Genomic DNA, 20,669 nt, shown 5'->3' on the forward strand with positions numbered 1-20,669 from the left:
GAAGGCGGCGGGCCGGAGACACCACGAGGTTAGAAGCTCAACCTAACTTCACGTCAACACCTTTCCACCCGCGAGACCGGCCGGACACGCAGAGATCACCACGTGTCGGCTCGGCCGGCGGGCGGAGAAGACCCGCACGCGAGCACCGACGCCGCCCGCGTTTCCGCAGCTAGGGGCCGGGCATGGTGCGAATGTGAGCAGGATCGGCGAAGGGGACATCACCTCCCCGGCGCTGCACCACGCCCGCTCCGCTCCGGACCTGGCGGCGGAGGTCACGGTGACCGTCTGCGAGGACGGGCCGCTGCTGGTGCGCGGGCCGGTCACCCTGCTCACCCAGGACGGCCGGCCGATCGATCCTGGCCGGAAGACCGTGGCGCTGTGCCGGTGCGGTCGTTCGTCGGTGAAACCGTTCTGTGACGGCTCGCACAAGGCGCCGCGCTCTCGCCACGACCCCGCAGCGGACCGGGCCGACTCCCCGCCGCCGGACTGACCGCCCCCATCTGGCTCCGGGCAGCGGCACGGCGGCGGAGGTGGCGCAGGGAGTGTCCGGCCACGTGGATGCGCCGTCCCCAGTACGGGATGCCCCTGCCGGTCAGGCGGGCGGCCAGGGCGAGCCAGCTGCACACAGCGCGTTCGAGCACCCAGCCGGGGGCCAGCAGCACGCTGGTGAACGGGTACACCCGCCGTCCGCCGCCGCGCCGCCGGCCGGCCTCGGCCAGCAGCACGACCAGGACGGCGCCCGCCGCCACGGCGCCCGGCCGGCCGCGGGCGAGGGCGAGGCCGATCGCGGGCAGCACGGCGAGGAACACGGCCATGCGGACGGGCTGCGCCAGGTCGTCGTAGGCCTGCCAGACGCGCTGGGCCCGGAAGCGGTCCACGCCGGGCGGGAGACGGGCCACGAACAGGTCGGGCGGGCGCAGCTCGCGGCCGCCGTGCGCGCGCACGGTGCGGATCAGCTCGAGGTTCTCGAACAGCACGTCACCGTCGTATCCCCCCATCGCCTGGAAGGTGGACCGGCGCACCCCGAAAGTGCCGGGATGGTCGGCGCCGAAGGCGCGGTTCAGCAGCGTACGGGCGGTGTCCCAGCGGGCGTGCCAGGGCATCGGGCGGAAGTGGTTCTGCGGGCGCACCAGGTCGGCCTCGTCCAGCAGCGCGGCCACCCGGGCGAGCGCGTGGGCGTCGTAGCGCACGTCGTCGTCGGCGATGACGACGTGTTCGGCGCGGGCGAGGCGCAGCCCGGTGACGATCCCGTCGACCTTCCCGTTCAGGAACTTCGGCCCGGGGCCGGGCGGCACGTGCACGTCGACGACGTCCCGCCACGCCTCGGCGTGCCGCGCGAACACCTCGGGCGGCGAGCCGTCGACCACCACCACCCGTGCCAGGGGAGCGATCTGGCGCAGGTAGGCGGTGAGTTCGCCGAGCCTGCCGCCGTCATCGGCCCAGCGCAGAGGCAGTACGTAGTCGAGGTCGCTCACCCGCGGCGCTCGCCGCGCAGAGAGCCGGTCCCCGCCTTCCAGGCGTCCAGCAGGTGGGCCGCGAAGAGCCGGTCGAGGGTGAGACAGCACGCGGCGCCGTACAGCACCTCACCCGTCATTGCCGGCTCGGCGGCGGCGAAGGCGGCGCACATCTGGGCGGCGACCTGCTCGTGAACGGCGTCGGCCTGCACGTGCTCGTCGTAGAAGCGCGCGGTGTCCGCGCCGGCGCCCAGGCGGCGCAGCCCGCGGGCGTACTTGACGTTGGGCCGGGAGGAGGTCATCTCCAGCGCCGCCAGATGGCCGAGCAGCGCGCCGCGGTGCCGGCGGTGCAGCCCGAACAGCGACATGGTGGCCCCCACGGCGAGGGTGATCGCCGGCACGAGGTCGAGATGGGTCCCGTAGGCGTCCGGCAGCCCGAGGCCGCGCATCGTCTGCCGGTACAGCTCCGCGTGCATGCGCTCGGGACGCCCGCCGCCGTACTCGTCGGCCTGGATCTCCACCAGCAGGGCCTTGGCCGGTCCGCTCAGCCGCGGGATGGCGAAGGTGTGCGGGTCGGCCTCCTTGAGGTGGTAGATCGACCGGTGGACGACGAACTCGCGGAACTGCTCCGGGCGCGCCCGGTGCTGGAGGAAGTCGGCGAGCGGCGGGAGCTCGCCGCCACCGGCGGTCAGCTCGGTGAGCGCCTTTGGGAGCTCGCGTGGGAGCACGGGCTCGGGGCGGGCCACCGTCTCGGCCAGGCCCTCCTCCAGCCGCCGCTCCAGCCGGGCGCGCAGGGCCAGCAGCGGGGGGTGCCATTCCCACCGTTCGTCCACGCCGTCGAAGCCCCGGTAGTGAAGTTCGTAGCAGACGTGCAGCGCGATCTGCAGATCCTCGTCGAACAGGGCGGGCTCGCCGGAGTCGACGGCGACCTCCGGGAGGTCGTACGGGGCACGGGTCAGTGCCCCGAAAAGGAAGGCGCTCAGCGGGCCGCGGGGTTCGGGCAACCGCGGCGGTTCCCGTCCACCGGCCGGTACGCCCGGAAGCGCTTCGCCGGGCATGCCGGCCGCGACGTCGGCGCCGGGGAGAACGGTCACATGAGGACCAAAGGCCATGGCGCGGGAGGGAACCGGTGCGTCAGCGGGAACGGCCGGCGGGTTCGGGAAGCTGGGCGTGTCGGACGGCGAAGGATTCATGGCCGCTCGGGCTCCTCACTCACGACTGGTGCCGGCGCGGTCCGCCGCGGGGGCGACGGTGCCGCTTCTGAGCACCTCCCCCGCATCCCCGCAGGTCAACCGGACGACACGCGAGAGGCCGCCCTGTCCACGGTCGCTCGGACTTGCCGAACCCATGCTCGCGATTTGCCGCCTTTCGGGTGACCTGTCGTGAAATGTCGTGATTAGCTGAGAGCTGTACCGCGCCGTACGGCGTCTCCCGGGAAACCCATCGCGACGCTCCGCAGGCCGAGGGCACGGTCCCTCAAGGGTCACGGAAATCTGGAGGGATTCTCATGCTCAGACGACTCATCGCCATCGGCGTAGCGCTGACCGTCGCCCTGCTCGCGGCCGCGGCCCCCGGTCTGACCAGGGGCGGCGACTACGACGATGACGACTGGGACGACGAGGACGACTACGACGACTGGGACTACTGACGCCGTCCCCGCGGCGTCCGCCGACAGCAGCACGCCGGCATCGATGGCGTGCCGGGGACGGGGGTCGCCCGGACACGCGGCGCCGCCCCGCGGGAGTCTCTCGCGGGGCGGCGCCTGGCGTGCGCGGGCGGTGGTGACGGGCCGCGCCCGCGCACGGGACCGGCGGGCGGGCGTCAGCCGCAGCGCCTGCCGCTGTTGATGCAGTTCACCGCCTGCTTCATCAGCCCTTCCGACATCACGTTGATGAAGTCGCCGTGGTCGGTGATCGGCTTGTGCAGCTGCTCGGGGAAGCTGTCGACGGCGAAGCCGGGGCCGGGCGGCACGTTGTAGGTGATGCGCTGCTCCAGCGCCGGGATCGCCTGGAACCCGCCCGGGCACGATCCGTCGGCCGCGGCGAAGGCCACGTGCGTACGGTGGTTGGCGCTGTCGATGTTGTTGCCGTCCCAGCAGCTCTGGAACTTGAAGGTGCGCACCACCTGGCTGCCGCGCGGGCAGATCGGGTACTTGTCCTTCAGCTGGCGGTTCTCGAAGCCGGTGCACGACCAGCTCGCGTTGGCGTTGGTCGGGCCGTTGGTGAACGACTTGGCGTCACCGGTGATGATGCGCAGGAACGTCGGCATCGCCACCACCTTGCTGGTGGGGTTGCCGCGGAAGCTCAGCGTGACCGAGGCCGGGCGTACGATGCGCCCGACGTTGCCGTCCAGACCGCCGCCCGGCTTGTCGGCGTCGTTGCCGCGCTGGTTCTGCAGGCGCAGCACCGGCCAGTAGTGCGTCGACTTGTCACCGTTGGAACAGGTGGTGCCCGCGGCCTGCAGGCTCTCGTTCGTGGAGAAGCCGCTGGCGTCCAGGTTGCCCACGTAGTCGTGCACGTGGTGCGCCCCGTTGGTCACGCCGGGGGCGACGATGACGTTGTCGGAGTTGAAGTGGCCGTTCTCGTTGCGGCCGCAGCGCGAGATGAAGGTGCCCTTGGAGGCGTTCGGCCCATCGGCGGGCCGGTTCACGTTGGGCTGCACCCGGCGGATGTCGACGAAGTCGTCCGGCGAAGGGCCGGTCGCGCCGCCGGGCGCGGAGGCGCTGGGCGAGGGCGAGGCCGGACCGCCGGGGTCGGCCGTCGGGCTCGCGGTGGGATTCGCCGTCGGGTCGCCGGTCGGCTGGCCGGACGGGTCGGGCGCCGGAGTCTGGCCGCCGCCCGCGCCGTTCTGCACGGTGCAGTTCGTCAGGTTGCGCAGGTCGGCGTTCGCGCCGGCCCGCCGCAGCGCGAAGGCGATGCGGTTGATGACGACCGAGCGGGCGATCCGCAGCGGGTTCAGCACCGAGTTGCGGACCGTGCGGTCGTTGGCGCGCGAGCCGAGGCGGGCCAGCCGCTGGTCGGCCTGGGCGATCTGCCGGTCGAGAACGGCGAGGTTGCGATCGACCTCTCGACGGGCGCGGTCGGGGACATCGGTCAGCCGGTCGGACACCGAGGGACAGCTGACCGTGCGCGCCCCGTTCTGCTGGCCCTGGCCCGAGGGCTGACCGGAGTCCTGCCCGCCGTTCTGCCCGTTCTGGCCGCCGTCCTGGCCGCCGTTCTGCCCGTCCTGCCCGCCGTTCTGGCCGTTCTGGTTCTGGCCGTCCTGCCCGCCGTTCTGGTCCTGCCCGCCGTTCTGGCCGTTCTGGTCCTGGCCAGAAGGCGAGGGCGTCGCGTTCTGCCCGCCGCTCGCGGAGCCGGTGCTCAGCTTGCACGCCGCCAGGTTCTGCAGGCCCGCGGGGCGCTCGGCGAACCGTCCGATGGCGGTGGCGATGCGGTTGACGGTGGCCAGGCGCTTGTCGGCGAGCGGCCCGAGGATGGCGTTCTGCACGAAGTTCGGCCCGCCCTGCCCCTGCGTGCTCACCAGCCGGCGGTTGGCCTCCTCGATCTGCGTGTTCAGCAGCTCGATGTTGCGCCGCACCTCGGCCTCCGCCGCGGCGGGCACCTGGGAGATTTTGTCCGCCACCGACGGGCAGTTCACCGTCGGGGCCGCGGTCGTGCCGGCGAGGCGTGTGGCGGCGCTGACGGTCAGAGCCGAAAGCGGCGCGTCCCGGCCTGGCACCTGCCCAGCCGGGGACAGGCTCGCCATGACGAGTCCGACCCCCGCCCCACCCAGGGCAAGGTAACTCAGGACGGGCCTGAACCGCCGTCTGTGCTGAAATCCGATCACCAGAACTCCTCCGGAGTACGTGCTCTTGGCGGCATTGCTTGGTGCCCCATCGGCACGAGGTACGCGGAAAGGCGCGGGAGGGTTCGATCACCGGTGCAGAAAATTTCTCGCGACCCGTCCGGCGATGTTCGGCTGAACCGAGTCCCGCCGCGCCGCGTACCCGCTGACGGTGAACTTCGCACGGCAACAGTGGATGGGAGATCTGCCATGGGACGCCCAGGACTCGGTACACAGGTGACGACGCGTACGGCCGCCGTCCTCGGGTGCGTTCTCGCGCTCGGGCTCGCCACCGGCTGCGGCGGCGGCGACACGGCCTCCGGGGGCGCCGCTCCCGCCGCCGCGGCCGCCCCCGCCGCGCAGGCCGGGCCGCCCGCCACCCTCAAGCAGCTCGCCGAGCGCACCGGCTGCAAGAAGCCGCAGGTGCAGACCGAGGCCGACGAGCTGCGCCAGGGCGTGTGCAAGACCGGCAAGGGCCAGTACACGGTGACGACGTTCGCCAGCGACGACGGCAAGGCCGCGTGGCTGGAGGAGGCCAAGAAGTGGGGCGGCAACTATCTGGTGGGCACGCGCTGGGTGATCGCCGGCAACGACCCGGCCGTGCTGCAGTCCTTCAGCGAGAAGGTCGGCGGTGTCCTCGAAGCGACGGCGCCGTGACCTCCCGGGTGACCGTCCCGCGCGGCCCGCGTCCCTCGCCGTCCGTGCCGCCATCTCCGGGGACGGCACGCGCGAGGCGAGCCGCGCGGCCGGCATGGTCCGGCCGCTTCCCGCGCTCTGCGCGGGCCCTCGCGCTCGCCGGGGTGGCCGTCGCGCTGGGCGCGGTGACCGCGTGCGGCGCTCCGGCGTCGGCGGGAGCGCCGGTCACCCTGGAGGAGATCGCCGCCAGGACCGGGTGCACGGCGCCGCAGATGCAGGTGGATGCCGACGAACTGCGCCAAGGGGTGTGCAAGACGGGCCGGGGTCAGTACTCGGTCACGACCTTCGCCACCGAGGCGGGCAAGCGCGATTGGCTGGACGACGCGCTGCCGTACGGCGGGGCGTACCTGGTGGGCGCGCGCTGGATCGTCCTGGGCAACACGCCGCAGATGCTGGAGCCGTTCCGGGAGACGCTGGGCGGCACCATCACGACCGGCGGCCACGGCGCCCCCTCAGGCGAAGCCGCCCAGCACGGCACGCCCACTGGACGACACCCGGCCCCCTGACCGGCGAGCAGCACCGAAGGCTCCCGGCACCGCCCGGCCGTGCGCGCGAACGTGTGGTCCCGGATGCCGGTGGACCGTCGCGGACGACCGGCATCCGGTCCCACCCGGGGCCCGGCGCGGCTGAGCGTGCGGGCCTGGGGCGAGCGGGCGGGAGCGCGCCGGGACATCGCGAAGGACACTTCCTTCAGCGCGCCCGGCCGGCCGGGGTCAGTCGAGGGACAGTGCGCCGGAGGGGCAGACCTGGACGGCGCGGCGTACCGCCGCCTCGTCCTCGGCGGCCGGTTCGTCGACGAGCAGCAGGACGGTGCCGTCCTCCTCGCTCTGGTCGAAGACCTTGGGCGCGGTCAGCGCGCACATGCCGGCGCCGATGCAGCGCTCGGTATCCGCCTTGATGCGCAATGTGCCTCCTCCTACCAGGCCACCGGAAGGCGGTGGACACCGTAGATCGCCATGTTGGACCGCATGGCGACGTCCTCTGCGGGCGTGGCGAGCCGCAGGCCCGGGAACCGGCGCAGCAGTGCCGGATAGCCGATGCGCATCTCGATGCGGGCGAGCTGCTGGCCCAGGCACTGGTGGATGCCGTGCCCGAAGGCCAGATGCCCTGCGGCCTGCCGGGTGATGTCCAGCCTATCGGGGTTCTCGAAGCGTTCCGGGTCGCGGTTGGCCGCGGGGAGGGACAGGGTCACGGCCTGGCCGGCCCTGATCACGTGGCCCTCCACCTCGACGTCCTCCAGGGCGGTGCGGACCGGGCCGAGATGGACGATGGTGAGGTAGCGCAGCAGTTCCTCGACGGTGCCGTCGATCAGCGAGGGGTCCGCCCGCAGCGCGGCGAGCTGCTCGGGGTTGGTCAGCAGCGTGTAGGTGCCGAGGGCCAGCATGTTGGCCGTCGTCTCGTGCCCGGCCACCAGCAGCAGGACCGACGCCCCGGCGACCTCCTCGTCGGTGAGCCGCCCGCTCGCCACCAGCCCGCTGACCAGGTCGTCGCCCGGCTCGTCGCGCTTGCGCTCCACCAACCGGCCGAGGTAGTCCACCAGGGCGTCCAGTGCGGCCTGCACCTCCTCGGGGCCGCGCTCCAGATTGAGCAGGGTGGAGGAGTTGCGCTGGAACTCCTCGTGGTCGGCGTAGGGGACGCCGAGCAGCTCGCAGATCACCAGGGAGGGGATCGGCAGGGCGAACGCCTGCACCAGGTCGGCGGGCGAGCCGCCGCGCTCCATCTCGTCCAGGCGGTCCTGGGTGATCTTCTCGATGCGGGGTTCCAGCGACTTCATCCGCCGCACGGTGAACTGCCCGGTCAGCAGCTTGCGGAACCGGGTGTGCTCGGGCGGGTCCTCCCGCAGGAAGAACCCGGGGCGCCGGCGGGCCTGGACGAGTCTTTGGCTGATGGGCGGGTGGAACAGCTCCGTGCGGTTGCTGAAGCGGGGGTCGGCGAGGATCGACCGCGCGACGGAGTGGCCGGTCACCAGCCAGCCCACGTGCCCGTCGGCGAAGAGCATGGGGCGCAGCGGGTCCTCCGAGCGCCACCGCCCGAGGTCGGCGGGCGGATCGAGCGGGGTCTCGCGGGTCAGCGGAAAGGTCACCGGTGGGGATGCGGCGTTGCTCATGGACGCGCTCCTCGAAGTTGACGGTGGACGTTGACCGGAGGTCGTTCCCGGCGTACACAGAAAACAGTACCTTCTCCGAAATTGCAATGGATGAAGGAAATAGACCTATGGAGTAAAGTTCCGCCATGGCCGGTGGTCCTGGACTGAGGGAGCGTAAGAAGGCGCGCACGCGCCGCACGCTCATCGAGGCCGCGGTGCGACTGTTCGAGTCGCGGGGATACGAGGAGACGACGCTGGCGGACATCGCGGCGGCCGCCGACGTCTCCACCCGCACGTTCTTCAGCTATTTCGCCGGCAAGGAGGACGTGGTCTTCTTCGACACCCGCCGGCGCGTCGAGCGCGCGCTCGCCGTCATCGCCGGCCGCCGGGCGGGCGAGCAGGTGTCCGAGCTGCTCAGACGGGTCGCGAACGAGGCGTTGCGGCCGGATCCCGAGGAGGCCGAGCTGGCGCTGGAGCTGTACGCCGCGCGCACCCGGCTGGTCATGACGGTGCCCGCCCTGCAGGCCCGGGCGCTGCATGTGCTGTTCGAGGTGCAGCGCGAGATGGCGGACGCCCTGCTGCGCTCCTGTCCCGGCGAACTGGACGCGATCGAGGCGGCGGCCGCCGTCGGCGCGCTGGTGGGGGCGATCAAGCAGGCGGTGATGGCCGCGCGCGACCGGGGCGACCCGCCCGAGCTGATGTGGGACGCCGGACGGCGGGGCATCGACATCGCCCTGTGCGGGCTGCACTCGCTCGACGGGCGGCACACGCCGGGAGCGGACCTCACCGGCAGAGTCATATAAGCCTAACCGATCGGGTGATATTGCACGCGTTATGGGCGAAATGGGTCTCTTGCCGCTATACGCTACGCCGCCTGGCGTTTGTGCGGGAAAATCGGCCCCCGAGGGCGTTCGCGTGGAGATCCCTCGACCAGGAAACACCCGGCTTCGGCCGGGAGCCGCGCCGGGTTCCCGGCGGAATCACGTTGCGGCGCGGCCGTTCCTGGTGTTCCGTCGCGCTGTGGGGTACATGACATGAACAGTGGTGAGGCTCCGCAGTCCGGTGCGGGCACCTCCGGCGAGGCCCCGCTCGTGGGACGGCACGACGCGCTGAGATCCCTGGCCCAGGCGGTCAAGGCGACGGTCACGCACGGCTTCCGGTTCCTCACCGTCGTCGGCGACCCCGGCGCCGGAAAGACGCGCCTGCTCGGCGAGCTGGCCGCGCTCGCCCGCGACCGCGGGCTCACCACGCTGTGGGGCAGAGCCGCCGAGTTCGAGCAGATCATGCCGTTCAGCGCGCTGGTCGACGCCCTGGACGACCACCTGGAGACGCACCGCGACGACCTGGCCGGCCGCCTCGGCGACCCGCAGGAGCTCAGGCTCGCCACCGTCTTCCCGGCCCTGGCCGCCAAGATGCCCGAGGACGACCTGGCCGGCGAGTCCGAGGACACCGACAAGAGCGGCATGGTCCGCTACCGGCTCTACCGGGCGCTGCGCCAGCTCATCGACGAGCTGGCCTCCCCCGCCGGGCTCGCGCTCATCCTCGACGACGTCCACTGGGCCGACGACAGCTCCGCCGAGTTCCTCGACCATCTGGTCCGCCACCCGCCACGCGGCAGGGTGCTGGTGGCCGCCGCCTACCGGCCGGCCCAGGCGAGCCCGCGCCTGGCCGCGCTCACACTGAGCGCCGGCGCCCGCGGCCTGGAGGTCCCCGCCCGGCCGCTCACCCGGGCCGAGGTCGAGGAGTTCCTCGGCCCGGAGGTCAACCGCACCCGGGGATCCGCGCTGTACGAGGCGAGCGGCGGCAATCCCCTGTACCTGGAGGCATTGGCGCGCATGCGGCGGCTGGACGCCGGCGAGCTGCCCCCGACCGTACGGGCGGCGCTGCAGGTGGAGCTCGGCGACCTGAGCCCGGGGTCCCTGCTGGTCGTCCAGGCGGCGGCGGTGACGGCCGACGAGTTCGAGCCGTCCCTGGCCGCCGTCACCGCCGAGGTCCCCGAGGCGGCGGCGCTGGAGGCGCTCAACGAGCTCGTCGCCCGCGACATCGTGCGCCCGGCCGCCGCGGGGCGGTTCCGCTTCCGCCACCCTCTGGTGCGCCAGGCGGCCTACGAGTCCTCGGCCGCGGGCTGGCGCCTGGCCGCGCACGCGCGGCTGGCCGGGCACCTCGCCTCGCTCGGCGCGCCGGCCACCGTCCAGGCGCACCACTTCGAGCGCTCGGGCTCCTTCGGCGACCAGCGGGCGATCAGCACCCTGATCGAGGCCGCGCGCAAGGTCGCCCCGCAGGCACCGGTCACCGCGACGCACTGGTTCCGCAAGGCCCTGGACCTGTTACCGGACGAGCCCGGCACGCTGGAGGCGCGGCTGGAGCTGCTGATGGAGCTCAGCCGGGCGCAGGGTGTCAGCGGCCGGCTCGCCGAGGGCCGCGACACCGCCCGCGAGCTGCTGCGGATGCTGCCGCCCGACGACCACGCGCGCCGGGCCAGGGCAGCGCGCATCTGCGCGCTGATGGAACGCCAGCTCGACCGGCCGCACGAGGCGCGCGCCCTGCTGCTGGACGAGCTGCGGCGCATGCCCGACCCGCGGGCCGCCGTGGCCGTCCCGCTGCGCATGCGCCTGGTCGCCGAGAGCATGATGCGCGGCGACTTCCGCGCCGCGCAGGCGGTGCTGGACCTCATGCCCGACTCCGGCGACGACTGGCGGCCCGACCTGGCGATGGCCGTGGCCGCGCTGCGGCCGATGCCCGCCTACGCGGCGGGCCTCATCGGCGAGGCCATCCGGCACGCCGAGGCCGCCGACCGGCTCATCTCCTCCGCCCTGGACGAGCACCTGGCCGAGTGGCTGGACGCCGTCGCCTGGGTGTGCTGGTGCGAGACCAACATGGGCCGCTACTCGGTGGCGCTGCGCCATTTCGAGCGCGCCGCCGCCGTCGCCCGCTCCACCGGCCAGACCTACATCCTGACCAACCTGCTCGCCGGCACGGCCAAGACCCTGGTGCAGCTCGGCAGGCTGCCCGAGGCGCTGGCCGTCGCCGACGAGTCGGTCGAGGGCGCCCGCCTGCTGGAGTCGGGCCAGCAGCGCGTGTTCGCCCTCACCCAGCTGTGCCTGGCCAGCGCCTGGTCCGGCGACCACGAGGCCGCCCTGAGCGCCGGCGAGGAGGCCGTCCGTGCCGGCTTCGGCGCGGGCGAGGCGTGGGGGGACATGGCAAGGCACGCCCGCGGGGTGGCGCTGATCACCGCCGGCCGGTTGGCGGAGGGCGCCGCGGCCGTCCTGGACGCCTGCGCCGGATTCGAGGACTCGCGGCTGGACCGCGGCACGCTGATGGCCAGCGCCGAGTTGCTCGCACAGGTCGACGCCGTGCGCGGGCGGCCGGCCGAGGCGGGTGAGTGGGCCGGGCGGGCGGCCGACCTCGACCACGCCGAGCTGCCGTCGTTCTCCGGCCTGATCCCGCTCGCCCGCTCCCACGCGCTGCGCGCCTCGGATCCGCGCTCGGCGGCGGCACTGGCCGACGAGGCCGCCGCCCTGCTCAACGGGCACGAGCGCAGGGTCGACGCCGGGCGGGCGCTGCTGCAGGCGGCCCTGGCCTACGGGGACGCGGGCGAGCGCGACCGGGCCCGTGAGCGGCTGCGCGAAGCCGCGGCGATCTTCCAGGCGTGCGAGGCGCGGGCCCTCGTGGCCCAGGTCGTGCGCGAGCAGCGCCGGCTCGGCGTGCGCGTCGCCGGCGCCGCCCGCGGACCGTCCGGCGCCGCGCCGTACGGGCTGTCGCCCCGCGAGATGCAGATCGCCACCCTGGTCGCCGAAGGGCTGACCAACCAGCAGATCGCCGAGCAGCTGTTCCTCAGCGCGCGGACGGTGGAGACGCACCTGACCCATGTGTTCGCCAAGCTCGGGGTCGGCTCGCGTGTCGGGGTGGCGACCAGGCTCAACCGCGGCGCCTGACCGGCCCGCCACGGGTCCGCGCCTACGTGGTGCGGGGTGGCGCGCCGGATGTACGGGGTTTCCACGATGTGGCACCCGCCGCCGGCTTGGCAAGGTGGGGGCGGGTCACGAACAGGAGGTCGGCCAGATGCAGCACCGCATCCCGCGGTACACGTTGGAGGGCGTGCCCGGCGCACAGGTGTCGGTTCACCCCTTCGCGACGGAGGACCGGCTCGGGCTGACGCTGACGCGGTTCTTCGCCGAGGAGTGCGACGATGTCGTGCTGCTGGTGCACGGGCTGACCTCCTCCACCGACATGTTCATCATGCCCGAGCACCGCAATCTGGTGAGTTACCTGCTGGACAGCGGTTTCGGCGAGGTCTGGTCGCTCGACTTCCGGATGAGCAACCGGTTCCCGTACAACATGGAGACCCGCCGGCAGACACTGGACGACATCGCGGCGTACGACCACCCCGCGGCCATGAGGGAGCTCCGCCGTCACGTTGGGGCACGGCGGATCCACGTCATCGCGCACTGCCTGGGGTCGGTGTCGTTCCAGATGAGTCTGTTCGGCGGCGCGCTCGACGGCGTCACGAGCATGGTCGCCAACAGCGTCGGACTGACCCCGCGGGTCCATCCCAGGGCCCGCGTCAAGCTTCGTTTCGGGCCGCCGTTGATGGAGTACGCGCTGGGGCTGTGCTACATCGACCCGCGCTTCCACAACGCGCCCCCGCTGACCCGCCGCTGGCTGCTGGCCCGCGTGATCTCCATGCTCCACCCGGAGTGCCGCGAGCCCGCCTGCCACATGCAGAGCCTCATGTGGGGGTACGGGCGCCCGGCGATGTACCGCCACGGCAATATCGCCCGCGAGACCCACGTCCACGAGCGGCTGGCCGACCTGAACGGCGCGGCGGACATCAACTACTACCGCCACATCGCCAAGATGGTGCAGGCGGGGCGCGCGGTGAAGTGCGACCCCGGCAACCCGGCGCACGCCGGGCTGCCGGACGACTACCTGGCCGGGGCGCACCGCGTCGAGACGCCCGTGCTGTTCCTGACCGGTGAGCACAACAACGTGTTCACCGACTCCAACATCGTCTGCCACCGGCTGCTGTCCGAGCGCACCCCTGGACGGCACGAGCTGCAGGTGGTGCCCGGTTACGGCCACATCGACCCGCTCATCGGCAAGAACGCCCACGCCGACGTCTTCCCCCGCATCCTCGACTTCCTCAAGCGCCATGCCGGTTGACCCGGCGAGCACCGGCACGACGAGCACCGACACCGCCGACGTGGTGGTGATCGGGTCGGGGTTCGGCGGCGCCGTGGCGGCGTACCGGCTGGCGGCCGCCGGGCTCTCGGTGGTGGTGCTGGAACGCGGCCGGCCCTACCCGCCCGGTTCCTTCCCGCGCAGCCCGGCCGAGATGAGCAAGGCCTTCTGGGATCCCGAGGCCGGCCTGTACGGCATGTACGACGTGTGGAGCTTCGGCGGCTGCGACTCGGTCGTGGCCAGCGGCCTCGGCGGCGGCTCGCTCATCTACGCCAACGTGCTGCTGCGCAAGGACGAGCGGTGGTTCGTGCACGAGGAGCCGGTGGCCGGGGGCGGGCACGAGTCGTGGCCGGTGACCCGCGCCGACCTGGACCCGCACTACGACGAGGTCGAGCGGATGCTCGGGGCCACGGCCTACCCGCTGGACCACCCCGCCTACGACGTGCCGAAGACCAGGGCGATGCAGGACGCCGCCGCCGAGCTCGGCCTGGAGTGGCTGCTCCCGCCGCTGGCGATCGGCTTCTCCCCCTGGCCCGGCGGCGAGCCCGGCATCGGGCTGCCGATCGCCGAGCCCTCCTACGGCAACGTGCACGGCGTGACGCGCCGCACGTGCCGGCTGTGCGGCGAGTGCGACATCGGCTGCAACGACGGGGCGAAGAACAGCCTGGACCACAACTACCTGTCCGCGGCGCGCCACCACGGCGCCGAGCTGCGCACCTCGCACCAGGCGCGGGCCATCCGGCCGCGCGCGGGGGGCGGGTACGAGGTGTCCTACCTGCGCCATGACGGCACCGGAGCCAAGGGCGTCATCGGCTGCGACCGCCTGGTGCTGGCCGCCGGCACCTACGGCACGAGCTTCCTGCTGCTGAAGAGCCGTTCCCGGCTTCCCGGGCTGAGCGGCGCGCTGGGGACGCGCTTCTCCGGCAACGGGGACCTGCTGACGTTCCTGCTGCGTGCCAAGGACCGCAGCCTGACCCGGCCGATCAACGCCAGCCGGGGGCCGGTCATCACCAGCGCGATCCGGCTGGCCGACGGCGCCGACGGCACCGGGGAGTCCGGCCGGGGCGCCTACATCCAGGAGGGCGGCTACCCCGCGTTCATCGACTGGCTGGTCGAGGGCGCCGATGTGGGCGGCGAGCTCGGGCGGGTCACGCGGTTCGTCGCCGAGCGGCTGCGCGCGCGGGTCACGCGCGACACCAACCTGTCGGCGGAGGTCGCCGGCCTGATGGGCGACGGGGAGCTTTCTGGCAGCTCTCTCCCGCTGCTCGGCATGGGCAGGGACGTCCCCGACGGCGAGCTGCGGCTGCGCGGCGGCCGGCTCGACGTCGAGTGGAGCGCGAGAGCGAGTGAGGAGCACTTCGACCGGGTGCGGGCGACGATGCGGCGCATCGCGCACGTGCTCGGGGCCGAGCACTCCGATCTGCCGGCCTGGCTCGGCAAGCGCGTCATCACGGTGCACCCGCTCGGCGGCGCGCCGATGGGCAGGCACCCCGGTGAAGGCGTCTGCGACTCCTATGGCGAGGTGTTCGGTCATCCCGGGCTGTTCGTCGCCGACGGCGCCGCGCTGCCGGGACCGGTGGGGGCCAACCCGTCACTGACGATCGCGGCGCTGGCCGACCGCATGAGCACGCGGCTGCTCGAACGACTGCCCGCGGCGACGCGGCGCGGAGGGGGACGGGCCGAGATGAGCGTGGAGGAGGACCGGCCGGCATGAGCGTGGAGACCGGGCGGGTGCCCGCGGCGGGCTCCGAACCCGCCGGGCCGGGGCCGGACGGGCGCGAAGGGCGCACGTCGCTGGCGTTCACCGAGGAGATGAGCGGCCACATCGCACTGGGGGTGCGCGACCCGCGTTCCGGCGGCGTCGCCGAGCGTTCCCCGGGCGGAGGCTGCTCGTTCCGGCTGACCATCTCGATCGACGACCTCGACCGATTCCTGGCCGACCCGGAGCATCGGGCCCGGGCGGAGGGGTGGGTGGACGCCGGCTTCGCGGGGGGCCGGCGTCCGGTCGAGCGGGGCTGGTTCAACCTGTTCGCCGCCGGGAGCACCCCGGACCGGCGGGAGATGCGCTACCGGCTGTGGTTCACCGGCGCCGACGGGCTGCCGCGCACCCTGGCCGGGTGGAAGGACGTCCACCACGGACCGCCCACGCGGCTGTGGCTGGACACCTCGACCCTGTTCACACAGGTGATGTGGGGTCATGTCCCGGAGGGCGAGGACGTCGAGGCGGAGGTGGCGGGCGCCGGCACGCTGCACATCCAGCCGATGGACCTCGCGGCGACGCTGAAGAGCTTCACCACCGATGGCGCGGACGACGGCGTCGCCGCGCTGGCCCGGTTCGGCAGGTTCTTCGTCGGCCAGCTCTGGGACGTCTACAGACCGGGGTGAGGCGGAACCCCGAAGGCGGCCGATCGGCTGAGGGGGAGGTGGATCCCCCCGCCGATCGGCCGCCGGCTCTGAGAAGGCCCGGCGGGTGCCGGTCGCGTCCGCAGGCGGATTTTTCCAAGGACGCGGGGCGACGCGGGCCTGTTCCCCTATTTGGCGGGGTTGGGGGACGGAGGCGGAGGAGTCGGCAGGGCCGCGAAGTCGACCTTGCCGGTGCTTTCGAGCAGTGACATGTGCTTCATCACCACGTCCACCGCGACCTGCGCGAACGCCCGGATCTCGGAGTTCTTGGTGCCCGCGCGGACCACGGCGACCGCCTGGAAGACCTTGCCGTGGGCCCCGCGGAGCCGGTCGGCGAAGACCTTGTCGTAGGCCGTGCCGCTCAGGCCGGACAGCTCGGCCATCCACCCTTGCTGGTCGGCGTTCGGCGTGCTGGGCAGTTGGACGCCCAGCTTGGCGGAAAGGGCCCGCACCTGCTCGTCCAGCTTGACGTGGTCGGCGGCGAGCTGCAGGCCGACCTCCTTGACCCGGGGGTTGTTCGACCGCTCCTGCGCCTGCTGGCCGGTCGGGATCTCCCACAGGCCGGCCTGGCGCACCTTCACCAGGAAGTCCCGGTCGGCCGGGCCGAGCGGGCCGGACTCGGTCTGGGTCCACTCCCCCGCGTCCCCGCTGGCCGAGGTGATCGCGTTGGGCGCGATCATGAAGACCGCGATGGTGGCGATGACCAGGAAGGCGAGCGCGGCGAGCACCTCGACCAGCCGCATCGACCTCAGTTGAACGCGATTCACCGCAAGCCCTCTCCCTATCCTCTCCGTGTCCCGTGATCCCCTCGGGCGCGCTTTCAGGCAGAGGTACGGAGTTCTCCGGCCGCCGGTTCACCATCTGTGGCGAGATTTTCAGTTTTTTGCGGAAGTTACGGGATTTGCTCACGCGACTGGTGATCCACTGCCACCATGTGCCTGTGCAGCGTCATCGCAGCGTCCGGTCCAGGCCGGAGGAATCGCACGACGAATCCGAAGAGCAACTGGTCACGACGCTCTACCGGGAGTACGGCGGCCCCCTCCTCCGCAACGTGCGCAGATTGACGGGAGGCGACCAGCAGTGGGCAGAGGACGTCGTCCAGGAGACCGTCTTTCGCGCGTGGCGGAACGCGGGCAAGCTGAACAGGGAGCCAGGTCTGCTGTGGGCATGGCTGATGACCGTGGCCCGCAGGATCGTCATCGACGCCCGTCGCCAGCGTTCGGTACGCCCCCAGGAGGTCGAACCTGACCGGCTCGACAGTGTCGCCATCCCCGACGGCTCCGAGCCGATGCTGTCGGCGATGGTGGTATCGGAGGCCCTGTACAGCCTTTCGCCGGAACACCGGGAAGCGCTCGTCCAGACCTACCTCCACGACCGTACGATCAATGAAGCGGCAGAGGTGCTGGGAGTACCGCCGGGGACGGTCAAGTCCCGGGTTTACTACGCGCTTCGCGCCCTGCAGAAGACCATGAAGGAGAAGGAGAGGGGGTGACCGGTCTGATGGATTCACCCCCGCACGTCGAGGTGGCCGCGTACATCCTCGGGGTCCTGAACGAAGAGGACTCCGCGGCGTTCGACCGCCACCTGCCCGACTGCCCGAGCTGCCAGGCGGAGCTACGGGAGATGTACGAACTCCCGGACGCGCTCGACCTGATCAAGGGCATGCGAGGCCTGGTGGACGGCCCGGCCCGGGCCACGACGGACTCCACCGGCGCGTCGCCGACCGGCCTCGGCGCGCGATTCGCCGAGCTGGACGGCGACATCCTGACCGGCCCCGGCGCGACCGGGCCCATGCCGGCCGCGATCAACGGCGCACGCCCGCCCGGCACGCAGGTCCCGGGGCCCGCCGCGGTGAACGGCACCCCGCACAACGGCGGCGCGCCGTCTCCGGACGGCGTGGTCCGCGATCTGTGGTCACCCGGGCGGCGGCGCTCCTCCCCCGGCCGCCGGCACGCCGCGCCCGCCCAGGCCCGCTCTCGCGAGGAGCTGGCCGAGGCCCGCACGCGGCGCCGCCGCGCCCTGCTGGTCGGCCTCGCCGCGGCCCTGGTGGTCGGGGTGACCGGTGCGACGGCCTCGCACCTGCTGTGGCCGGCCCCGGGCCGCGTCATCGTCGCGGCCCCCTCGTCCGGCGGCTCGGGAACACCCGAGGTCAAGGAGGGCGCCAGCCCCGACACCGGGGTGAGCGGGTCGGTCGGCCTGGTGCCCAAGACCTGGGGCACCGAGGTGGCCTTCGCGCTCAGCGGCGTGCGCGGGCCCGAGCGGTGCAGCCTGGTCGCCGTCTCCCGGTCGGGGGACACCGATGTGGTGTCCGGCTGGCGCATCCCGCCCGGCCAGGGCTTCGGCGTCACGGGGTTCCCAGAGCCGCTGCACCTGACCGGCGGCACGGCGCTGGCCAGGAAGGACATCGTCCGTTTCGAGGTGCGCAGGGACGACGGGGTCCGCCTGCTGGAGATTCCCGTCGCCTGAGCCATCCGCGACGGGCCGCCCGCGGCCGCAGGACCGGCGGTGCTCGCCACCGCCGGTCCTGCTTTCGTTCGTGCGCGCGGTCACCGCCTGCTCTCGGTCGGCGCGGCGTTGAGCCGCAGCGCCAGCGCGGGACACATCTCGATGGCCCTGCGGGCCTCTCCCTCCAGGTGCCCGGGAACGGAGGCCGTGCTCACCACCGGGTATCCGTGCTGGTCGAGGGTGATCAGGTCGGGGACGATGAGCGAGCAGAGCCCATGGCCCTCACACCGCGACCAGTCCAGGATGAGCTGGGCCTCCGACGCCCTCGCCCGCACCGCGGCCTCGGCCGGCAGCGGCAGCACGCCCTTCACCGGCAGGCCGCAGGTGCCGTACGCCGCGTGGGTCATGATGTCCTCGGCGAACACGTCGATCGCGGAGAGCACGAACCGCGAGGTGCCGTCGGGGTGGCTGCAGGCGCCCCGGCCCTTCATCGTCTCGGCGGCGCGGTGCACCGCCTCGATGTGGCCGTTCCCGTCGGCGAGCGCCCCGAACGCCTGTGCCAGGTCGGGCAGGCCCATGTAGCAGGGGCCGCACTGGCCGGCGCTCTGGCCCGCCATGTACCGCGCGACCCGGGCGGTCTCGCCGAGCGGGCAGGACTCCCAGCCGAGCGGTACGACGATGCCCGCGCCGAGCGCCCCGCCGAGGGCCTCGAAGCCGGCGCGCGAGACCTCGGCCCGCTCGACGGCCTCGGGGCTCATCCACTTGCCGTGGTAGCCGCCGAGCAGCACGCCCTGGCCGACGACGGCGTCGCACAGGTCCAGGACCTCCTTGAGCCGCACGCCGGTCGGGGTCTCCACGACGGCCGGACGGCGGGCCGAGCCGGTGACGCTGAGCAGCACCGTTCCCGGCTCGGAGGCCAGACCCACCGAGGAGTACATGTCGACGCCGAGCATGGCCATCAGGGCGAGCTGGGCGTAGGTCTCGGCGTTGGACAGCATGGTCGGCATGCCGCCCACGCCGCTGTCGCTGGAGCGCACCTTGCGCCCCGGCGGGATCGGCCGCTCGCCGTTGATGCCGCGCACGAGCGCGCCGCCCTCGCCGGAGATGAACCGGTCGGGCATCCGCACCACGCGGACCGTGTCGGTCATGCCCCGCTCGTGGATGGCGTTGAGCAGCGAGCGCTCGCCGGGCCCGCCGTGGGCCACGCCGACGACGATCTCCACCGCCGACAGGGCCCTGGCCACCAGGTCGGCGCCGTCGAGGATCAGGTGCGGAGCCCGGGTGAGCAGCACCTTGTCCTTGTGCGCGGCGGGCTCACCCTCGGTCGCGTTGACCACCACCGTGATCGGCGCACCACGGCGTCCCGCCGAGTCGATGACGGCCCTGAGCTTGCGGGCGAACGGGAATCCCGCGCCGCCCCGGCCGCGCAGATCGCCGAGTTCGGCGAGCGCGATCAGGTCGTCGATCGGCAGGCGGGGCATCCGGCCGTGCACCCGGCGGTGGGTGTCGTAGTCGAGCCGCGGCGAGGCGTCCAGGCCGGCGGTGAGCCGGCCCGGCCCGATCCTGAACACGTCCGACACTCCGTAGGTGGTCACCTCCGGACCTCCTTTCGCAGCGTCACCCAGAACTCCTCGTCGAAGACGTCGTCGACGCGGATCTGCTCGGCCTTGCGCCCGGCGCCGGCGGAGCGGACCACGCCCCGGCCGCCGTCCTTGGGGCCGACGGTCACGACGAGCCGCACCAGCAGCATCAGCCCGACCAGGGCGAGGGAGACCACATAGCTCAAGGTCACCCAGTCGGCCGCGGGCCGCCCGGCGGTGAGCCCGTGCACGATCGCGACCGGCCAGGACAGGTAGGCCAGCACGTGCAGGGAACGCCACAGCCAGGGTCTGCTCATGCCGACGAAGCGCCCGCGGAAGGCCCCGGTCGCGGCGACCAGGATCATCAGGTCGGCGGCGATGGTGCCGAGGCCGACCGCGAACCCCGATCCGCTGAAGGGCAGGAAGGAGTCCGTGGGGGCCGCGCGGCCGCGCATTATCTGCAGGATGACGTGCGTGATCAGGAAGCCGACGGCGAAGACGGCGAACGCCCGGTGCAGGTCCTGCATGAAGACGCGGTGACGTACCGCGAGGATTATCCGATCGGTGGCCGCCAGTCCGATGACCACCGTTCCCGTCAGTCCAAGGAGAGTGAACACCCCCGCATAGAAGATCAGAAATGCCTGTACAGCGGCGAGGACCGCGGCTCCGAGGAGAGCGGTTCCCGCCAGGAGCGACGTTGACGTGAGCAGTCCGACCACGATTGGGGCCCGTGATCGGGACCGAGACCGTTGCGGAGCTCGTCGATGTCGCGTTTTTTCCATCCCGTCCTCCGCCAGATAACGCGGTACCGGCACAAACCGGACAACGTGCTGCTGGGTGCCTACCGGGATCATCGGGACATTTGCGCGCGGGATCACCCTAGCGCCTCACCGACCCCGTCGGTACCAGAACGTTACAGAAAACCGAGCCGTTGTCATCTTCAACTATCGAGGGGCAAATGGCACTGACAAACCGGGACAAAACATGCTTCGCTGCCACGTA

18 protein-coding genes are annotated in these 20,669 nt (G+C 72.6%); 11 read left to right on the plus strand and 7 right to left on the minus strand.

What is annotated here, in order from left to right; genetic code table 11:
* The first annotated feature begins 307 nt into the window (after nucleotides 1-307).
* Nucleotides 308-490, plus strand: coding sequence for a CDGSH iron-sulfur domain-containing protein (locus tag IEY93_RS38695; RefSeq protein WP_229691544.1), 183 nt, complete (start codon nucleotides 308-310; stop codon nucleotides 488-490).
* A gap of 981 nt (nucleotides 491-1,471) precedes the next feature.
* On the opposite strand, the gene IEY93_RS28010 is transcribed toward IEY93_RS38695, so the two are convergent.
* Nucleotides 1,472-2,548: an iron-containing redox enzyme family protein gene (locus IEY93_RS28010; RefSeq protein ID WP_229691537.1), complete on the minus strand. Its 1,077-nt coding sequence runs from the start codon at nucleotides 2,546-2,548 to the stop codon at nucleotides 1,472-1,474.
* A gap of 413 nt (nucleotides 2,549-2,961) precedes the next feature.
* On the opposite strand from IEY93_RS28010, the gene IEY93_RS28015 reads away from it, so the two are divergent.
* Complete coding sequence (locus tag IEY93_RS28015) at nucleotides 2,962-3,102, plus strand: hypothetical protein (protein ID WP_189166133.1); 141 nt, start codon at nucleotides 2,962-2,964, stop codon at nucleotides 3,100-3,102.
* Between the two features lie 173 nt (nucleotides 3,103-3,275).
* Here the strand turns inward: IEY93_RS28015 and IEY93_RS28020 are convergent, their stop codons facing one another.
* Nucleotides 3,276-5,198 (minus strand): DUF1996 domain-containing protein, encoded by a 1,923-nt coding sequence (locus tag IEY93_RS28020; RefSeq protein ID WP_203967955.1) that lies wholly within the window; start codon nucleotides 5,196-5,198, stop codon nucleotides 3,276-3,278.
* Between the two features lie 315 nt (nucleotides 5,199-5,513).
* Here IEY93_RS28020 and IEY93_RS28025 point away from each other — a divergent pair, with 315 nt between their 5' ends.
* Both IEY93_RS28025 and IEY93_RS28030 read left to right on the plus strand, forming a co-directional pair.
* Entirely contained in the window at nucleotides 5,514-5,933 is a 420-nt protein-coding gene (locus tag IEY93_RS28025) for a hypothetical protein (RefSeq protein ID WP_189166134.1), read from the plus strand.
* Between the two features lie 143 nt (nucleotides 5,934-6,076).
* Complete coding sequence (locus IEY93_RS28030; RefSeq protein ID WP_189166135.1) at nucleotides 6,077-6,478, plus strand: hypothetical protein; 402 nt, start codon at nucleotides 6,077-6,079, stop codon at nucleotides 6,476-6,478.
* Nucleotides 6,479-6,685: 207 nt separating this feature from the next.
* On the opposite strand, the gene IEY93_RS28035 is transcribed toward IEY93_RS28030, so the two are convergent.
* Nucleotides 6,686-6,877, minus strand: a complete 192-nt coding sequence (locus IEY93_RS28035) for a ferredoxin (protein WP_189166136.1) — start codon at nucleotides 6,875-6,877, stop codon at nucleotides 6,686-6,688.
* Nucleotides 6,878-6,888: 11 nt separating this feature from the next.
* Complete coding sequence (locus IEY93_RS28040; protein ID WP_189166137.1) at nucleotides 6,889-8,079, minus strand: cytochrome P450; 1,191 nt, start codon at nucleotides 8,077-8,079, stop codon at nucleotides 6,889-6,891.
* Nucleotides 8,080-8,204: 125 nt separating this feature from the next.
* Between IEY93_RS28040 and IEY93_RS28045 the strand changes: the two genes are divergently transcribed.
* From IEY93_RS28045 to IEY93_RS28065, 5 genes are all read left to right on the plus strand, one after another.
* Nucleotides 8,205-8,861 carry a TetR/AcrR family transcriptional regulator gene (locus tag IEY93_RS28045; protein ID WP_189166138.1) on the plus strand — a complete coding sequence of 219 codons (657 nt, stop codon included), beginning with the start codon at nucleotides 8,205-8,207 and terminating at the stop codon, nucleotides 8,859-8,861.
* Nucleotides 8,862-9,092: 231 nt separating this feature from the next.
* Nucleotides 9,093-11,993 carry an ATP-binding protein gene (locus tag IEY93_RS28050; protein WP_229691538.1) on the plus strand — a complete coding sequence of 967 codons (2,901 nt, stop codon included), beginning with the start codon at nucleotides 9,093-9,095 and terminating at the stop codon, nucleotides 11,991-11,993.
* A gap of 127 nt (nucleotides 11,994-12,120) precedes the next feature.
* Entirely contained in the window at nucleotides 12,121-13,221 is a 1,101-nt protein-coding gene (locus IEY93_RS28055) for an alpha/beta hydrolase (RefSeq protein ID WP_189166139.1), read from the plus strand.
* Complete coding sequence (locus IEY93_RS28060) at nucleotides 13,211-14,953, plus strand: GMC oxidoreductase (RefSeq protein WP_189166140.1); 1,743 nt, start codon at nucleotides 13,211-13,213, stop codon at nucleotides 14,951-14,953. Before IEY93_RS28055 ends, IEY93_RS28060 begins: the two co-directional genes overlap by 11 nt.
* Nucleotides 14,950-15,624, plus strand: coding sequence for a hypothetical protein (locus tag IEY93_RS28065; RefSeq protein ID WP_189166141.1), 675 nt, complete (start codon nucleotides 14,950-14,952; stop codon nucleotides 15,622-15,624). The genes IEY93_RS28060 and IEY93_RS28065 overlap by 4 nt, the downstream gene beginning before the upstream one ends.
* Before the next feature lie 146 nt (nucleotides 15,625-15,770).
* Here IEY93_RS28065 and IEY93_RS28070 read toward each other — a convergent pair whose 3' ends face one another.
* Nucleotides 15,771-16,409 (minus strand): DUF4142 domain-containing protein, encoded by a 639-nt coding sequence (locus IEY93_RS28070; protein ID WP_229691539.1) that lies wholly within the window; start codon nucleotides 16,407-16,409, stop codon nucleotides 15,771-15,773.
* A gap of 32 nt (nucleotides 16,410-16,441) precedes the next feature.
* On the opposite strand from IEY93_RS28070, the gene IEY93_RS28075 reads away from it, so the two are divergent.
* Nucleotides 16,442-17,134: a sigma-70 family RNA polymerase sigma factor gene (locus IEY93_RS28075; RefSeq protein ID WP_229691540.1), complete on the plus strand. Its 693-nt coding sequence runs from the start codon at nucleotides 16,442-16,444 to the stop codon at nucleotides 17,132-17,134.
* On the plus strand, nucleotides 17,131-18,108 hold the full coding sequence (locus IEY93_RS28080) for an anti-sigma factor family protein (RefSeq protein ID WP_189166142.1): 978 nt from the start codon (nucleotides 17,131-17,133) through the stop codon (nucleotides 18,106-18,108). Before IEY93_RS28075 ends, IEY93_RS28080 begins: the two co-directional genes overlap by 4 nt.
* An 80-nt stretch (nucleotides 18,109-18,188) precedes the next feature.
* Here IEY93_RS28080 and IEY93_RS28085 read toward each other — a convergent pair whose 3' ends face one another.
* Nucleotides 18,189-19,682, minus strand: a complete 1,494-nt coding sequence (locus tag IEY93_RS28085; protein WP_229691541.1) for an NADH-quinone oxidoreductase subunit NuoF family protein — start codon at nucleotides 19,680-19,682, stop codon at nucleotides 18,189-18,191.
* On the minus strand, nucleotides 19,679-20,284 hold the full coding sequence (locus tag IEY93_RS28090; protein WP_189166143.1) for a hypothetical protein: 606 nt from the start codon (nucleotides 20,282-20,284) through the stop codon (nucleotides 19,679-19,681). The genes IEY93_RS28085 and IEY93_RS28090 overlap by 4 nt, the downstream gene beginning before the upstream one ends.
* Nucleotides 20,285-20,669: the final 385 nt, after the last annotated feature.

Source organism: Sphaerisporangium melleum (assembly GCF_014646695.1).
Taxonomy (GTDB): domain Bacteria; phylum Actinomycetota; class Actinomycetes; order Streptosporangiales; family Streptosporangiaceae; genus Sphaerisporangium; species Sphaerisporangium melleum.

Bases quoted from the DNA above. Each gene is read 5' to 3' on its own strand.
- IEY93_RS28065 (WP_189166141.1), top strand. From the start codon at position 14,950: ATGAGCGTGGAGACCGGGCGGGTGCCCGCGGCGGGCTCCGAACCCGCC.
- IEY93_RS28015 (WP_189166133.1), top strand. From the start codon at position 2,962: ATGCTCAGACGACTCATCGCCATCGGCGTAGCGCTGACCGTCGCCCTG.
- IEY93_RS28045 (WP_189166138.1), top strand. From the start codon at position 8,205: ATGGCCGGTGGTCCTGGACTGAGGGAGCGTAAGAAGGCGCGCACGCGC.
- IEY93_RS28050 (WP_229691538.1), top strand. From the start codon at position 9,093: ATGAACAGTGGTGAGGCTCCGCAGTCCGGTGCGGGCACCTCCGGCGAG.
- IEY93_RS28055 (WP_189166139.1), top strand. From the start codon at position 12,121: ATGCAGCACCGCATCCCGCGGTACACGTTGGAGGGCGTGCCCGGCGCA.
- IEY93_RS28020 (WP_203967955.1), bottom strand. From the start codon at position 5,198: ATGGCGAGCCTGTCCCCGGCTGGGCAGGTGCCAGGCCGGGACGCGCCG.
- IEY93_RS28060 (WP_189166140.1), top strand. From the start codon at position 13,211: ATGCCGGTTGACCCGGCGAGCACCGGCACGACGAGCACCGACACCGCC.
- IEY93_RS28040 (WP_189166137.1), bottom strand. From the start codon at position 8,079: ATGAGCAACGCCGCATCCCCACCGGTGACCTTTCCGCTGACCCGCGAG.